The organism is Sphingobacterium sp. UGAL515B_05 (assembly GCF_033097525.1).
In the GTDB taxonomy this organism is placed as follows: Bacteria; Bacteroidota; Bacteroidia; order Sphingobacteriales; family Sphingobacteriaceae; genus Sphingobacterium.
The window spans coordinates 3,851,801-3,869,414 of sequence record NZ_CP109907.1 but is presented as its reverse complement, the minus strand read 5'-3'; the positions used below and the strand labels follow the sequence as shown (position 1 = coordinate 3,869,414).

Sequence of the window (17,614 nt, the reverse complement as noted above, 5' to 3'; positions counted from 1 at the left end):
CAATAATGCTATTTCTTGTTCTCTGACTTCTTCGAGATTGCTTTTGTCGTCATTTCGCGTGCTGTAAACACGCGATCCCTATCACCAATTGTGGTTCAAGGCATATTCCCGGTACCGATTGTAAAGGTGTCCTGCCTGTAAATAAGCGGACTGTGGACTCATAAAGTGAGCAAATTCGAAAGTAATAGCCTTATCATAACCCGCCTTTGCTGCAGCCTCAAGTTTTAGCCTTAGTTTATCAAACTTGATCGGCAAAAATTTGATCGGCATATCCCGGTCAAAAGATTCGGCATTCGTCCAACAGGCCATACCATATTTATCAGCCAATTTCTTATTGACCTCAAAGAAATCGGGAAGCTCATCGTAATCAATGTGTCCATCCTGAAAGGCCACTGCATCGACAGCTCCTTGTATACCTTCAAAAATTTCGCCCCATTCCCGTTCGTGTTCCAATACCGAAACTGCATCGGCTTTACTAAGCTCGGGAGAAGCGGCAAGCACAGCTTTTTTCCCATCAATCCAGGGCGATATAAATGTCGGCAAGCCCCCACTGACGGCCTTACACTGTAACCCAAGTGTACGAAAAGCATGAACAGCCCCTTTCGTTTTACGGCTGATTTCCGTACTGATATACCATCCACCGAAGCTTTTATAATGCCCATATTTAGCCCAAACCTCTTCAATTACATATTGATTGGCATCGATTTCGTGACTCAGATCTCCTGTCTCCCAATAAATACCGCTGTCATAAAGTCCAAAATAGAATTTCATGTCGTACTTGTCTGCAAGCTGCAGATAAAGCTCTACAAGATCCAACGATGGTTTAAAACAGCCATATTTGTCCATCAGATAAGCCGATGGATAGGTTATAAATTTACGATAGCCACTGCGAATCATAATAACAGTGTCTATACCAATTGCCTTCATATATGCAAAATCCCGATCCCACTCTTCCGGACCCCAATTCTGGTGCGGAATATCGTGGGAAATCTCGTCAATAAATGTTCCTGTAATTCTCATAAATATTTCTTTTCTTTTAATAATTGTACCCATTTTATATAGGCACTGGGTATCAGATGCACACCATCAGCTGAGTAAATTGCGTTAAGTTTTCCCTCATTGTCCTGAAAAAGTGGGCAGAGATCAACAAATGGGATATTTTCATCTGCTGCAAGCTGTCTTAGTTTTTCATTTAAGATCGGAACCAACACATTTCTACCTTTTGTATAAGGCTCTTTTGTTCGTTCTTCATTGATCGGTAAAGCACTCTGAAGATAGATAAGGGTCTTTGGTGAGATCTTTTTTATTCGTTTAATGATACGCTTGTAGTTATTGACCGACACTTCCTGCGGAAGCTTTCGGAATTGGTCATTAATGCCATCCATCAGAAAAATTGCCCGTGGACGTCCGCGCAACACCTCATCTATACGCGCAAGAATCCCAAACGAATTATCTCCGCCTATCCCCCTGTTCAGTACAGGATATCTTGAATCTGCAAGCAATTCCTGCCATTCTGCCCGTTCAGTAATACTATTTCCCAAAAACACGATTGCTCCTTTAATTGTTGGACTTTGTTCGAAATAGGCCATTCGTTGTTGATAATACCAGTTGGCGTAACTGCTATCTATTTTAGTCTCCTGAGCTGAGAGGGACTGGGAAAATACCGATAGACATATTCCAATGAGGAAGCAACCTTGGAAAACACGATACCGCTTAAAAAATTCCAATGATCTCATAATAGTTTTTGCTGTTTTAAATAATTGGCCCAAATTAAATAGGTGGCTTGCTTCAGATGTAAGCCATCAATTGTTAGCTCAGCTTTTAGTTCCCCTTTACCATCTACCAATATCGGCTGTAAGTCTACAAAACGAACTTGATGTGCCGTACACAATTCTTTCAAAGCTTTGTTCAATAGCACGATCTTGTCATTCCGAACCTCTTCATAGATTTTTGGCAGTAAAGATTCATTCACAGGTAGAAGTCCCTGCACAAAAAGCGCTGTATTTGGCGACTGCTTTTTAACCTGCTTTATTATCCGCTCTATATTCGTTGAAATAATGGAAAGTGGTATTCCTCTTTTCATGTCGTTCACCCCACAGAGCAGAAATATTTTTCGTGGTCTGGACGCTAATATCTCGTCTAGTCGTGCTAAAATACCGTAAGTCACATCGCCGCTAATCCCACGATTGATCACATGCTTCCGCTGGAGGATTTCTTGCCATTTTCCACCTTCGGTAATGCTATTGCCAAGGAAAACGATTTCGTCCTTCTGATTGGGCATCGCTTTAAAAAACTCAAGCCTTGCGCGATAATGCTGATTATCAAACGTAGAATCAATACCCTTTGATTGCGCTAAAGTCAATGCCGGTAAAAAAAAAGGCAACAATAGGGCCTTCCAGTTCCTATAAGAAAGTCTGTTCATATGCATTAATTATTTTCGTCGGTATGCTCTTTTTCGGGTTTTCGCAATGGCACCCACCAGGAAACCAAAAAGGCTGGAATAGTAGAAATCAACACCCAGATAAAAAATTCTTTATAGCCCAAATGATCACTCAGCCAGCCGCTGATCATCGAAGGAATCATAAACCCCAGATTAACAAGTCCACTTCCGAAAGCGTAGTGTGCCATCTTATATTTGCCTGGGGCAATATTTTGCATGATAAAAAGAATAATTCCGATAAAGCCAAAACCATATCCAAAGTACTCGATGGCGACAGCAGCAGCTATGAGATAAAGGTTCGTCGGCAATGTGATGGCAAGAAATGCATAAGCTACAAATGGAACATTAAAGAAGGCACAAAGGATCATAAGTGTCCTCCGGTCTAAGCCCTTTTTGGATACAAAGTGCCCTGCGACAATCGACCCCAACACAAAAGCTATGGCACCAAATACACCATAAAGCAATCCAATTTCCGAAGTACTCAGGCCAAGGCCACCTTCGGTACGTTGCGCTTTAAAAAATAAGGGGGTGATCTTAATGGCCTGCCCTTCAGCAAAACGATAAAAGACAATAAAAAGCAAACTAAACCAAATATTCTTTTTCTGAAAAAAAGTTATGATAACGTCTTTAAGCGTATCCATTCCCTCCTTTAAAGAAGTGGATTTGGGAGCTTCATCGTGAGCAGGTAAAGCACGTATGCTGTACAATCCTATCCCCAACATAATAAATCCATAAGCAAACATCACCACCATCCACGCGGATTTAATGCCGATTTCCTGCTCCAATTGCCCCGCCAAATAAACGAGTACGCCGCCAGAAAAAACTTTGGCCACATTATAGAAGGCACCTTGCCAGCCGACATATTTTGCCTGTTGTTTTGCATTCAGTTCATTCAAATATACCCCGTCGGCTGCGGTATCATGTGTGGAGCCACTGAATGCGATCAGTGTCAATAAGGCAATGGAGAAGCTAAAGAAATGATCCAACTGTAGCGTAAGACCAAGCAGACCAAAGAGTAGCCCCGTGAGTATCTGCGTGGTATAGACAAAAAATTTCTTGGTCTTATACAGCTCCAAAAAAGGCCCCCATAAAGGTTTTATTGTCCAGGGCAGCATAATCAATGAGGTCCAAAAAGCAATCTGTGCGTCCGAAACCCCCAAATTTTTATACATAATGGAGCTCGCACCCGAAAGGGCAACAAAAGGTAGCCCCATGGCAAACCACGTTGTGGAGATCCAAAAAATAGGCGGAAGTGCCTTACGCCCTTTGCGAAGCTCCACCGTTTGTTCTAATAATTCATTCATTTTATGACTTCCAATAAAGTTTTAACCGGCTGCTCACGATCGTCAACAGCGCCACGATTCCAGTGAATAATACACCGCGCATCACTCCCCCAAAAACACCCTGCGCCCCCATCTGATCAAGAGCGCTCTGTAGTCCCGTAAGCGCCAATAGTGGGATCAACAATAGATTTCCTGCGGTATAGGCGACCATCGGATTTTTACCAACCAGTGCTATACCTCGAAACAGCGATTTTCCAAAAGCAAGTTTCTCGATACAACACAGCATTGTTAGCGCATAACAGGCTAAGCCCGTACAGACAAAATAATAGCTGTATGTGGAATAATCCTTTTTTATCCCCCCCTCATACGCTTCGAAGATCAGTCCTAAAAAAAGCAGATAGCTTCCGAGCACAGCCATTTTTGCCTGCAGTGTCAGTACTTCGCCCTTCCGAAAAACACCTGAACAGAAGCATAGCGAAAAGATCAACATCAGGGTAACTCCCATATTGATATCGAGATAGCGCATGTATAGATTGAAGACATTCAGCCCAATTAGAAGTGCACAGAGCAAGCCTTGTAATGCCAGTTGAGACCGCTGCATCCTGGGTTTGTCGGCCAACGACGTATCAGCAATAATCCACTCGCCGACAACTGTAGCCGGAAGGATAATAAAGAGGTATTTGAGGTAATAAAATTGATAAAGCCAAGTCGCAGGGCTGAGTTTGTAGATAAATTCGTTGATACTACCAACTTCTTTGGATCCCAAAAAAACGCCCATAATAAATGGTAAAATCGCCATACGTAACCAGATGGATTTTGCCGTCAGCCACCACCACAGCGTTCCAAACAAAGCCATATTGGCCAGTACCAGAATAATAATATCTGTCTTCTGGAGGGTAAATCTATCCGTTTGTGCATACAACAGATATAGCATCCCTACAGATAGCAACAGGGCCACTATGTGAACAAGTCTCGCGGTCCGCATCGGTAAATACGACTTTAAATCGGCATAGAGTGCAAAGAGCAGGACAAACCCCACGATTGACAAGATATACTGTGACGTAGCAGGCTCTCCACTCATAACCCAAGCGCGCATATAAAAAGAAAATAAGGCGAAAAAGAATAAAGCAACAAAACGCTTAAAAATTGTACCCACGATAGGCAAAGCGTTTAGGTTAGCCACTTTTTTCCGCATAGCCAATGGGATGGCCGCCCCCATCGTAAAAAGGAAAATCGGAAAAACCACATCTACCCAGGTTATACCTGCTATACTGGGATCAAATACATGTTTGGGCGGGGGCACCTGTGCATGGTACATCCAAGCAGGAAGGTTTCCAAATGAAATGCTCGATGAAAGCACCATTAAAAGGATGGCAATTCCCCGCAGAACATCCAAACTATCGTTTCGCTGCTGTGGAGTCGTTGTAGAATTTGGTAAAATTGGGATCATCTCGTTTTTCTATGCGTTCGGAAATCATTTTTTTGTTGCTATAAATTGGCCGGTAAAATCCACCGGCCGTTCAAACGGCTTTAGGATAAGATCCAGCACAACAGCCACTTGAGCCCTTGTTAACACTTGATTTTCTTTTGCCGCAATGACGGACCAGACTTTATTTTTATTCAAAGTGGGGTCGACCTGGAGCAATAGAGCCGCAAAAAATTCTGCTGTGACATCGGCACCCGAGCCAGCGACTTTATCGGCCGCTGGATAATAACTACGCATACCGTCGATCAGGTCTACTTCACTTATGCGATGTTCGGGATAGAACCAAGTCTGATTGGCCCATTTGTAGGGCACCCCTTTTCCTTTAAGAATCCCGGTTGCTCCAACACGTTGGATTGCCTGAAAACGACTATCTTTTGGATCAACATCGATAAAGGGCATGAGATAGGCATGATGGTCCAAAAGTACTTGCTGGACCTCCCTTAATGAAAGATCTTTGGGCGTAACACCTTGTTTTGCAGACAGCGCCGCCAGCACTCCAGCAGCTTGACCAATACCCAATACAACTGGCTGAAGGCGGGTGGCCCCAGCCACAATATTGCTCACACTGATGCTTTTTTCAGCAACAATAAAATCCGCTATTTTCTCAGGAATCAAACTTCCAAGGGGTACATTGTAGGATGGTACCCGAATCTTAACAAAATCAATTTTGGGTGCATCCGGGTTCTTCAGGTGATGATGATCGATGGTATAATCGCCTACTATCCCACCTGTGCGGTACAAAGGCAGCTCCTGCTGATAAGGACTCTGCACATAAGGCAATGTAAGCTGCACCAAGCCTTTAGCACGTCTAGACTCGCGATGATAAGCAATAAAGGGAAGTTTATCGGCCGTATCATATTCATCATCGGCAAGCCCCAAGTTTTTAAAACCCAGCTGACTTTGAAGATGATATACAAAACGTAAGGTATGATCTTTCGCCTTTTGCAATTCCACCGCCCTCGCCTTTGGCGACATCTCGATAATATTCAGGTAGATATCATTTCCGTCTTTAGGCCAGTTTATCATGTATTTTCCATTCGGCAATTTGCCATAGGTAATCATTTGATCACAATTGATGATAGGCGTATTGCTGTGTGAAGCAGGATCTTTAACATCACAGGCATGTTCAAACTCTTTAGGATCATAACCTTGAGGTTTCTTTAGCAATCTCTTTGGATCGGCACCATAGTCTTTCAGGATAGCGACATAAGTAAGGTCTTGAATTATTGAATTGGCCTTTTCGGGAGCAAATTCTTCTTTCGTATCGTAGCGGCTATCCATACCGATGCTGTAAGCAACACCCGCACGCGGCAAGAGATCCCCCAATTCCGTCGCATCGACTAGAATACAAGCGTTTACGGTTTTCTTTTTCCCTTCCCGTTCAATGGCAACGGTCCAGCCTTTAGGCTGTTTTTTCAGGTCTAAAAGGGTACTTTTATACCAAACGGCAATATTTTTTTCGGCTCCAACCATCTTTTTTAACAAGCGATTACCGACCGAAGGCTCAAATAGCGTATTGCTTACCCAGCCTGTTTCCACTGCCTTTGGACCACCATAATAAGCATAAAGTTCTGCCCTAAATTCGCCCCATATTCCCGAAGGCATACGATGGTTACCATCAATAGCGGAGACCCCAGCGGCAGTGAGCATACCACCCAACCAGCTTGTCTCTTCCACCATAAGGACCTTACTTCCCAAACGGGCAGCTTGCAAAGCCGCAGAAACACCACTTGCTCCCCCTCCCACAATCAAGACATCGTATGAAGCAACAGCCTGCCCCTGCGAGGAGAGTGTGACAGAAATCAATAAAATAGAAAAAAAAGATTTAAACCAATTCATATGAAGTTAATTGCAGTAAATAATTTAAAAAATACGCACCAAATACCGGTTTAAGGATCAGAGATACATTATTTTGTTGTCGGACTAAAGGATCAGTATAAGGTAAATGAAACATATAGGTTATCGATTAATGGATCAGACGATTAAAATAAGCGAAATGAACCGGAATGGTTTTGGCCCAGTAGCCAGAGGTATGAGCGCCGGGTTGCGCAATGTAAGTGGCTTTGATCTTGAGTACATCACAACTATCCCGAAGGGACTTATTGGCCCCATATAGATAATCTTCAGTACCACAATCAAAAATAAATGTCTTTTCACTCCCAGCGATCTTATGGACATTATGGATGACACTAAAACGATCGAATAATGGATTTTGATCGCTGTATTGACCTAAATGTTGGGTTAGACTTGTCTTCTTGAAAGCCGAATGTCTCAGATTGACAACTCCCGAACTGCTACCAGCACTTTTAAAAAATGATGGATAGTTAAAAAAGAGCCAAAGTGCACCATGCCCCCCCATACTCACACCCGTAATAAATGAGTTGTCCCGATCCGTATGATATTTGCCCTGTATGTAAGGCATTAATTCCCCTGTCAGGAACCGACCAAATTGTGCTCCGCCTTTTTGTGGACTGTCTAAAAACCAGCTCGTCCGAAGACCGTCAGGGCATACCACCACAAAGCCATATTGATCGCTCAATGCCTGAAAATCGACAAATTTTGAAAGACTTTTATAATTTGCCCCATGACTGTGCAGCACATATACAACAGGTAAGGCACGGTTGTCCGGCTTCATCTTTGGTATATAGACGTAGCCGGAATCTACTCCAGAAAGATGAGCAGACTGTAACGTATAAAGCTCTTGTCCTTTGGCCAACATTGTACCAACGACACATAAAAGGCATATGATTAAACGCATGGATATAATTGAGTCAGTCTTTAGATTTATAGTGAAGCTAAATTAATAATAAAATTTATAATAAAAAAAGTATTTAATAATTTTTTTTATTTAATAAGGTTGGATTACGTTATTTTATAAAGAACTATATAAAACCGTAATTTTTCCAATAGTGGAATGAACATCCGATAAGATTTTGGCATAAAAAAAGCACCGGAGTTTTCCGGTGCTTTTTTTAGTTCAGAAGTTCAATAAAGACAAGTGAGTTAATTATTTTATGCTATAGGTTTCGTTTGCCATTGTCAACCAAGGCGAGGTAAATCGTATATTAATTGTATCGCCCGATTTGCCCAAAGCCTGAACATACACGATCATTTTTCCATGATAAACGCGCTGTTTATTGTCGGTATAGTCGCTCATATCTCCATTGTTCCCCGCTTCCATACCCAGTAATCGTGCATGTCCAGCAATATCACAGGTGATTTCATCTTCCGAAAGGACCACAGGAAGTCCCTTGTTATCCACCACTTGCAAGGCAACCTGAAAAATGCCACCGCTCTCAATCGCTTTCCCGCCTATCACCGTCGCCTGAATCGCCGCTGGACGTTCACTGGATTCAATCGTGTGCCGAACAACTTCTTTTTTATTCGTGTCCAGACCAACAACCTCTAGTTTACCAGCTGCATAGGGAATATCCCAAAAGATGATACCTGTCTTCTCATCGTAATTTTTCTCTTCGCCAACAACTTTACCATTGAGCTCCAATCGCGCCTGAGGGCTATTGGTGTAACAGACCACCCTGATTTGCTGTCCCTCCTGATAGTTCCAAATTGGCCAGGCATCCATGGAGGGCGCTTCGTTTTTCCGTTGTCCTTGTTCGGATTCCAAGGCAGACCAGACATCGGTAGTCGTTGCTCCGCCCTTCAATGGATAGGTTCCCAAATAAGCCATTGGCTTATCGGACCACAGCGATTGGCGGTAATAGCCCCTCGGTTTAATAAAACCTGCGAAATCCAGCAGTCCTGAATAAAATCCACGTGAAGGCCAACGCCCCGACTCTCCGAGGTAGTCAATACCCGTCCACAGGAACTGGCCAAATATATGCTTGTTGTCACGCACTGCAAGCCATGCTGGAAGGTCATGTCGATTTTCACTTCCAAAAATTACGCGCGCTGGATAACGCTGATGATCCAGTTGATAACGACTTTCGGTATAATTGTACCCTGCAATGTCGAGTGCCCCGGATAGGCTGTTTCATTAGACATAGCCACACCTGCGAGGCCTGCAGTAACGGCTCGGCTTTTATCGTATCTTTTTACTGTAGCAACCAGTTTTTTGGCAATATCCCCAAGACGCATCGCATCTGGTGCATCCTTTTTGTATCCGCCATACGAAGCCTGCGTAAATCCGCCTTCCTTCTTCTCTCCATCAAGAATAGGATGAGAATAAGGGTCATTCGGGTAATCAACCTCATTGCCTATACTCCAAGCGAAAATCGAAAGATGATTGCGATCCCGTTTGACCATATCTGCAAGATCCTGCTCGCCCCAGCTTTCAAAAAAGTCATACGATCCCTCAAAACCGGGGGTTCCGACATTCCAGCCCTGCAGCCATTTCCGTTTTGGAAATTCCCATTCATCAAATGCCTCATCCATAACTAACAGCCCCAACTCGTCACATAAGGTGTAAAGCGAGGATGCTTGCGGATTATGGCTGGTTCGAATGGCATTGACACCCAAATATTTCAATGTCTGCAGTCGCCGACGCCATACCTCGGCATACATTTCAGCACCCAGCACACCGGCATCGTGATGTAGGCACACGCCTTTGACTTTCATCCATTCGCCGTTTAAAGCAAAGCCCTTGTTTGGATCAAATGTAAAAGTTCGGAAGCCCGTTTTGATTGCCGACTGATCAATTTTCTTTCCATTTTGCAATACGCTTGTCCGCAAGGTATATTGATTCGGTTGATCCAAGCTCCACAATTTAGGGTTTGCAACCGTCAATTGCTGCTGTATTGTCGCTTTAGCTGTAGCATCAATCTTCACTTTTTCCGATTGATTAGCGACAACCTTCCCTGCGGCATCAATCAACTCCTGCACAATGGTAACCGCACTGCCGTTGGACGTACTATTGACAACAGTCACTTCGGTATTTAACATTCCTTTCCCTTGCTTTAGCTCGGGATAGGCATATACTCCCCATTGATCGATATGCAACGCATTGGCCTTTACAAGCCAAACGTCACGGTAGATGCCCGATCCCGTGTACCATCTTGAATCGGCACTTTTACTGTGGTCGACCTTAACAGCGATGGTATTTTCTTTTCCAAACTCAATATATGGCGTGATATCATAGGAAAAGGATATATAGCCGTTGGGGCGTTTTCCAACAGATTTGCCATTGACAAACACCTCACTTCGGTTATATACGCCCTCAAAATAGATAAATATTTTTTTGCCCTGATCTTCCATAGGTATCAGGAGCTGTTTTTGATACCAGCCAATACCGCCCGGTAAATAGCCTGTCGCGCTGGCTAAACTTGGACTGAGCGGGTATTTTACACCCCAATCATGGGGCAAACGGACCTGCTGCCAGGTTCCATGCTTCATTTCTGCGCTGGCCTGCCCCTGGATATCACCCAAATGGAAACGCCAGTCTGAATTGATCGCCTGGGCCTCACCAAATCCAGCTTGTGCGTATAGGCCACTGATGCCCATACCCATAGAAACAGCTAAGACGGATAGTTTTTTTATGAGATTATTCATTTTACTTTTTTGCATTAGGTTTAAGTGATTAAAGCGTTGGAACAACAGGCAAGACATGGCCCTGATCATCAAAATACAAACGATCCATGCATACCTCCCGGTTAAATCCTGCTGCGTCGCCCATATCAATACCTTTGGGATAATTGAATCGATGGTAAACAATATACCATTCGTCTTTACCGGGAATCTGCAAAATCGAATTATGCCCAGTGCCATAGATCCCTTTCGCAGGATCTTTTTGTAAGACTAAATTATTAGCCGGAACTGTGATCGGTCCATCTGGGGAAGTTGCAGTTCCATAGCGCACCCGATAATTTTCACTCCGGGTATCGTCTTCTGACCAAAAGAAATAATAGAGACCTTTACGATACACAACATAGGCACCTTCACGGAATGTCTTATCCGGAGTCAAGACCTTGACTGTATTTTTTTTGATGGAAACCATATCTTTATTAAGTTCGGCAACAGCCAGATAGCCATTTCCCCAATACAGATAGCTTTTTCCCGATTTCGGATCCTTAAAGACTGCCGGATCAATCTCCTGCCCGCCATTGACACCCTCAGGCTTAAAATCGATCAACGGCTTGCCCGAATCTCTGAAAGGACCGGTAGGTAAATCAGCCACCGCAACACCGATCTTTTGCGCTGCTGTAAAATAATAATAGTACTTATAATCATTCTTGACTTTCTTTTCCGTAATTGTAGGTGCCCATGCATTTCGAGGTCCCCAGTCAACATCTTTTTTCAGGTCCAAAATCACCCCTTCATCTTTCCACTGAACGAGATCGGAAGACGAGAAGGTCTTGAAATAATAGCCCCCCCAACCATCAAAACCATCACTCGTTGGATAGATATAGTATTTTTTTGTTTTATTGGAATAGAGTACATCGGGATCAGCATAAAAGCCATCCAAAACGGGGTTCTTTCTGAATGCGAATTCCACATCTTTGGGTTTCCCCCATTTGGAGGTCAAGTCCAAAAGTTCTTGTCTTGAAATAGGAATAATGGTCCCATGACGTGGATGGAAATCCATGTCAATCTGATGGTCGATTACTTTAAAACGATCAAGATCTTCGGAGGTGCAGAATTGGTACTTCCCTTTACCATAGACATCATACATCAGGATATATTTATCCGATTGATTGAGTTTAAAGACACTGGATCCTTCCACAGCATCATTGGTCTGCTGTTTATAACCCGGCTGTTCAATCCATTTTCCCGAAGTCAGTGAATCGGTTATCGCCAGCTTAATGCCATTTCCATGTCCTTCAGTTTTATAGAAAAGGTAGAACAAGCCATTCTTTGCAATAATATCGCCATCGATACAGGATTTACCATTTTTTGGAAGAAACAGCACTTTAGGTTCGGTTTCAAAATCTGTAAACTCCTTATTAGCATAAGCATAGTAGATGATATCCGGACCATTTCCATGCTGCATGGACCAGTACACCATATATTTATCGACCGAAGGGTCATATATAGTCTGTGGTGCCCATACTCTCTTCAACGCTTCCTGGCCTTTGAAGCGCTGCTGGATATCGATTGCCTGATGAGACCAATGCACCAGGTCTTCGGATTTTAGGAGGATCAAACCCCGATTGGAATCCCAGCCTTTGGAGGAGGTCATGTCGGTGAGCAACATATAAAATGTTTTTCCATCTTCGCCACGGAGAATATGGGGATCCCGTACACCACCAGTCTTGCTGATCACCTTCGAATCCAGGATAGGCTTGTTTTCATTCAAGGCTCTGTAGGTATAGCCATCTGTGCTGATCGCAAAACAAACCGCTTCATCTGCGACAGCATTACCTTTGAAATAGGCAAATAAATAACCTGCAAAATCTTTGTCCGCTGGTCCATTTTTATACTCTTGTGCATAAACTGCTGCGGCTATATTTATTAATAGAAATGTTAAAAGTGTAAATCGCATGAAGTAAATAATTTATCCTCTTGACCTTTTATCTAGGTCAGGAGGATGTGATTTTTTTAGTAAAACGTTTCAATTAATAACCCGGATTTTGTTCCAATTTTCCATTTGATGATAATATCTCCGAACGTGGAATTGGAAGCCAATAATGTTTTTCTTCAAAAAGACGCCCTGAAAGTGCTTCTTTTCGCGTATACGTCAATCCGTTGCTATTTTTATTTATAGTCACTCCGTAAGCAGGTATATTTTCGGTCGCCATCGCAATTTTCCACCGACGGACGTCGTAAAACCGATGTTCCTCAAATGCCAGTTCTACGCGACGTTCGTAGCGTACATGTGCCCTAAACTCATCTTTAGATTGGCCTATAGGGATTTCAGGCATCTCGACAGAAGGTCTCGTGCGAACGAGATTTAACGCTTGTCTGGCTGTTAAGCTTCCACCAGCAGGCAGTACATCCGGACCATACGCTTCATTTGCTGCTTCAGCAAAATTTAACAGGATTTCAGCATAGCGAAAGTAATTCCAAGGTTGAAATCCCGCATTTCCCCAAGGATTTTGAAGGGGGTAGGCATCGTTCATAAATTTACGCAAATAGTAGCCTGTTTTGGATGTATTCCAGTTGTCGTTGCCTTCCCTGCTATCCTGTCCTTTGGGAGTAAACGTTTCAACGGCACGCCCCCTATACATGGAACCATTGTGTAAGATTGTTGCATCAAAGCGAGGATCACGATTCACATAAGGATTAGTAGGGTCGTATCCCGAAGCAGCGTTTACTGTTCCATCTGCGTTAAACGGAGCCCGACCATTTTTCATCTCATAGGCATCAACCAGATTTTGGTAAGGTGTATTACCACCCCAGCCACCATAGCCATTCGGTCCGTTGGCGATTTCAAGATGCACGTGATTGGCATTTTTGGTGTAGTATCGTGCAAATATCGTTTCTGGATTTCGGTCTGTTAAAAATAAAGATTGATATCCACCAGTATATAGGCTGTATTTATTAAGGGAAATCAAATCCTGCGCCGCCTGAGCTGCGGCGGCCCAAGTTCCTACATTATACAATGGACTTGCAGCATACAGCAGCAGTCTGGATTTCAAAGCCATGGCCGCCCCTTTAGTTGCCCGCCCAGTTACCCAGGTGCCGTCATTATTTTCAGCGGGCAATTTCTCGATCGCTTCATTTAATTCTTTGATGACATAATCCATGCCTTCTTGTAAAGACTTGCGTTCAAAAAGGCTCGCTTTGGTTAGATCATCCTTTAAGCCATATACAGTATCGCCCATCAATACAACACGACCAAAGTTTCGAATGAGATCATGGTATCTAAATGCTCTTATAAATTGAAGTTCTCCTTCCAGATGGCGCTTATGTGAAGTACTCATCTGAATATTAGCCAAAACTTTCTTGGCATAATTACACTCCCGAATACTGCGATAACTACGGGCCCAAAGAGAGCCGGCAGCACCTAAATTCTCTGGCGACAACTGGCCCCGAATAATAAGCCAGGTATTATCGTCGTTGGTATACATAGATTCATCTGTCAGAGAAGACCACAAGGCATATTCAAAACCTCGTCCAAACCCCGGATTTGTACCATCGGCCTCATTGGAGATGATGCGTTCACCAATATATCTGTTGATTACAAAAGCTTCTAAAACGGCTGTATCTGCTTCGATGGCTTCAGTCGAAATACGATCGGTTGCTGTCACATCCAACAGATTTTTGTTGCAAGCTGAAAAGATGGTCGTTCCCAGAGCCAAGGGAAGGAAATATTTACTTAAAGATTTCATCTGTTCTGTTCCTCCTTAGAATTTTAAATTTAAACCTACATTAATAATTCGTTGCTGTGGATAGAATTGACCACTACCATTACTTCCCTCGGGATCGTAATCCTTCACTTTAGTCAAAGTCAGCAGATTAAATCCATTCACATAGAAGCGTAGTCCACCAAGTTTTAATCGGGAAAGAACCTCACTTGGTAAGGTATACCCTATTTCCACATTTTTTAAACGCAGGAAAGACGCATTATTCAACCAAAATGTATTGTTGTACAGCCCGCCGCTAACAGCTGAGGATGCCCTTTCAGAAACCTTCGGATAGGTACCATTCGGGTTATTGATTTCATTAAATCGATTGTCCGCCCAACTGCTATAAAAATTCCCTACGGTTCCTGACTCTGGAAGCACATATTGACTTACCTTCGCCTGCCCGGCAAACAAAACAGCAACATCGAAATTTTTGTAAGCCGCATTCAAGCTAAAACCATAGGTAATCTGTGGAATGTTGCCATATTTTGTCCGTACCATATCGTCTGCTGTTATATGACCATCCTGGTTATAATCTTGGTAAATTAAATCTCCTACTTGCGCACCGGGAGCTTGAGGAGAGCTTTTCAGGTCGGCTTCAGTTTTATTTAAACCGATGGAATTATATAATAAATAGGTTCCCAGAGGTAATCCTGTTTGACGCTGATAATCTAACGTTCCGCTAGCCTCATCAATAAAGATAATCTTACTTTTAGCGAACGTAAAATTACCCGATGCACCCCAGCTAAAATCGCCCGGTTTTTGGTACGACAATGTGCCTTCAAATCCTTCACTATTTACTTTACCTATATTCTCCGATGGAACCAATGGATCTGCCCCATAAGGATTCACAATACCCGAAATAGCTGGGATTGAAGCATTACGTGTTGTTAGAATGTCCGATCTTTTTTGCTGAAAATAGATTGCTTCCATGGAGAAGTTTTTCAAAAACTGGGCACTTAATCCCACATCCAATTTTCGCGAAACTTCCCAGGTAATATCGGGGTTTGCCAATTTCGCCAACTTCACATTCGGTTCTATCTGACTCTTATCATTTAGAAGTGCGACCAGTCCGTTACCGACCAAGGTATAATTGTCATAATACTGGAATCCATTTACGTTGTCATTTCCCAACGTTCCATAGGAGGCCCGAATCTTTAAATCGTCAAAAAAACCGACCTTTTCAGCAAACCAATCTTCTTTGCTAATTCGCCATCCAGCAGATACAGAAGGGAAATATCCCCATCGCTTTCCATCAGGAAAAATGGATGAGCCGTCTGCCCTAAGCTGTCCTTCAAAAAGATATTTCTCGCTATAATTGTAAGCAATTCGGCTAATAACACTTTGTCTTGTATAATTTGAACTATACCCCGAGTTAAGATAATCTGTCGAGGCAGATCCTCCCTGCGACAGCTCTGGCAGCTGGTTAGAAAGATAGTTGAAACGCTGCGCATCGAAATACTCCAGATGTCGCTTACTTTGTTCATATCCAACAAAGGCATTGATGGCGTGTTCACCAAATTTTCGTTCAAAATTCAATTTGATATTACTTGTAATCAATGACTCATTGGTATGCGATTCAGTCAGCGTAGCCTTATTATTGTTTCCACCGACAATTGACTCTTCATAGGTATTCTTTTCTTGATTGTAAGTATTTAAAACATAGGGAACGCTAAAATTTTTACTGAAATTAGTCGATTTATCGACAGAAAGAAAGCCATCTACAGATAATCCCTCTACCCAAGGAAGTTGATAACTCGCTTTGAGTATACCGTTAAATACCTGCTTTGGATTCACCACCGTGCCCCCGATATCTGTCACCATTAAAGCTGGATTAGAACCTTCTATTCCCCGTGTAGGCAATCCATTCGGATAGTATGCACCCACTGTCGGGTAAGCACGGTAGATCGAACGGAAAATATCTCCGGCCGACGCTATCGGGAATTTGCGGTCCTCTTGTCTGCCCGAAAGCGACAGTCCGACCTTAAATCGATCGGTTATGTTAGCCTCCAGATTTGTTCTAAAATTATATTGCTTATATTTCGTGACACCTTTTTTGTAGATCCCATCTTGATAAACCGACCCCAATGACATAAAGTAACGAATGTCTTCCGTACCGCCGGCAACCGATAAATTTTGTTGACTTTGTAAGGCGGTATTTTTTAAGGCGACATCGGCCCAATTTGTATTGGGATACAATAATGGATCAGATCCATCCCTAAACTTTTGGATCTGCTCGTCGGAGTAGATCTGGTTAATTCCTCCTGAAGAGCTGTTGCCATAGGCAATTTCGTTCCGCAATAGCGCATACGTTGCCGCATCCGCCATTTTCGGCAATCGAGTTGGCGAACTAAATCCAAGGTTTCCGCTATACGTGATCGATGGTTTACCGCTTTTCCCGCGTTTGGTTGTCACCAAAATAACCCCATTCGCGGCTCTATTACCGTAGATAGCTGCCGAAGCATCTTTTAAAACTGAAATACTTTCAATATCATTCGGATCCAAACGCTCCAAACCGCCTATTTGTCCGGGTACACCATCCACAACCACCAACACATCATTGCTTCCGGTAGTTGCCTGGCCGCGAACGGTTATTGACGAACCGTCATATCCGGGTTCTCCACTCCGATTGTTGATCACAACTCCTGAAAATCTTCCAGCCAATGAGTTTGACAGATTGGGCTGCGGACTTTTCACCAGATCTTTTCCTTTAACTTCGGAAATAGATCCTGTTAAGGTAGCTTTCTTTTGGGTACCGTAACCAACGACCACCACATCTTCCAATACATGCTCATCGTTTTCAAGCTGAATGGTTAAATTTGATTTTCCATCCAATGGAACTTTTAAGGTTTTGTAACCGATAAAGGAGATCACAAGGACACCTTTATTGGCATCGAGTTCAAACTTTCCCGCATTGTCAGTTTTCGTACCTTTTCCCGAACCTTCGACGATAACACTCGCGCCAAGAATCGGTTCATTTGCTTTGTTCAAAACCTGCCCCATAATTTTGCCTTGTTGTGCGTATACCAGGGTCGGCGCCATGCTCAACATGGTATACAGCGAAACAATCTTTAGGTTGTTCATAAAATATTTATGCTAATTAAACAGTAAATAATACAATCTGGTCAGAATAGGCAAAAAGATGGCGAACCATGGTTTATAGTGG

Annotated in this window: 12 protein-coding genes; all 12 read right to left on the bottom strand. The window is 43.0% G+C overall.

All coding sequences use genetic code 11. The features are described from left to right. Positions 1-81: 81 nt before the first annotated feature. Positions 82-1,020 carry a DUF4434 domain-containing protein gene (locus OK025_RS15700; RefSeq protein ID WP_286771158.1) on the bottom strand — a complete coding sequence of 313 codons (939 nt, stop codon included), beginning with the start codon at positions 1,018-1,020 and terminating at the stop codon, positions 82-84. After that, positions 1,017-1,736: a GDSL-type esterase/lipase family protein gene (locus OK025_RS15695; protein WP_310079609.1), complete on the bottom strand. Its 720-nt coding sequence runs from the start codon at positions 1,734-1,736 to the stop codon at positions 1,017-1,019. The genes OK025_RS15700 and OK025_RS15695 overlap by 4 nt, the downstream gene beginning before the upstream one ends. Beyond that, positions 1,733-2,422: a GDSL-type esterase/lipase family protein gene (locus OK025_RS15690; RefSeq protein WP_294182870.1), complete on the bottom strand. Its 690-nt coding sequence runs from the start codon at positions 2,420-2,422 to the stop codon at positions 1,733-1,735. Before OK025_RS15690 ends, OK025_RS15695 begins: the two co-directional genes overlap by 4 nt. 5 nt (positions 2,423-2,427) lie before the next feature. Next, positions 2,428-3,744: an MFS transporter gene (locus OK025_RS15685; RefSeq protein ID WP_201667666.1), complete on the bottom strand. Its 1,317-nt coding sequence runs from the start codon at positions 3,742-3,744 to the stop codon at positions 2,428-2,430. 1 nt (position 3,745) lies between these two features. Then, positions 3,746-5,173, bottom strand: coding sequence for a DUF5009 domain-containing protein (locus OK025_RS15680; protein WP_317665129.1), 1,428 nt, complete (start codon positions 5,171-5,173; stop codon positions 3,746-3,748). Positions 5,174-5,197: 24 nt separating this feature from the next. Further along, positions 5,198-7,048, bottom strand: coding sequence for an FAD-dependent oxidoreductase (locus OK025_RS15675; protein WP_317665127.1), 1,851 nt, complete (start codon positions 7,046-7,048; stop codon positions 5,198-5,200). A gap of 127 nt (positions 7,049-7,175) precedes the next feature. Then, complete coding sequence (locus tag OK025_RS15670; RefSeq protein ID WP_317665125.1) at positions 7,176-7,967, bottom strand: alpha/beta hydrolase; 792 nt, start codon at positions 7,965-7,967, stop codon at positions 7,176-7,178. A gap of 249 nt (positions 7,968-8,216) precedes the next feature. Next, a complete protein-coding gene (locus OK025_RS15665; RefSeq protein ID WP_317665123.1) occupies positions 8,217-9,065 on the bottom strand; it encodes a DUF4982 domain-containing protein in 849 nt (282 codons plus the stop codon). Positions 9,066-9,109: 44 nt separating this feature from the next. Continuing rightward, complete coding sequence (locus OK025_RS15660; protein WP_317665122.1) at positions 9,110-10,714, bottom strand: sugar-binding domain-containing protein; 1,605 nt, start codon at positions 10,712-10,714, stop codon at positions 9,110-9,112. Positions 10,715-10,742: 28 nt separating this feature from the next. Further along, positions 10,743-12,644, bottom strand: coding sequence for a family 43 glycosylhydrolase (locus OK025_RS15655; RefSeq protein WP_317665121.1), 1,902 nt, complete (start codon positions 12,642-12,644; stop codon positions 10,743-10,745). A 73-nt stretch (positions 12,645-12,717) separates the two neighbouring features. Continuing rightward, positions 12,718-14,433 carry a RagB/SusD family nutrient uptake outer membrane protein gene (locus OK025_RS15650; RefSeq protein WP_317665120.1) on the bottom strand — a complete coding sequence of 572 codons (1,716 nt, stop codon included), beginning with the start codon at positions 14,431-14,433 and terminating at the stop codon, positions 12,718-12,720. Positions 14,434-14,448: 15 nt separating this feature from the next. Continuing rightward, positions 14,449-17,532 (bottom strand): TonB-dependent receptor, encoded by a 3,084-nt coding sequence (locus tag OK025_RS15645; protein ID WP_317665119.1) that lies wholly within the window; start codon positions 17,530-17,532, stop codon positions 14,449-14,451. Between the last annotated feature and the right edge of the window lie 82 nt (positions 17,533-17,614).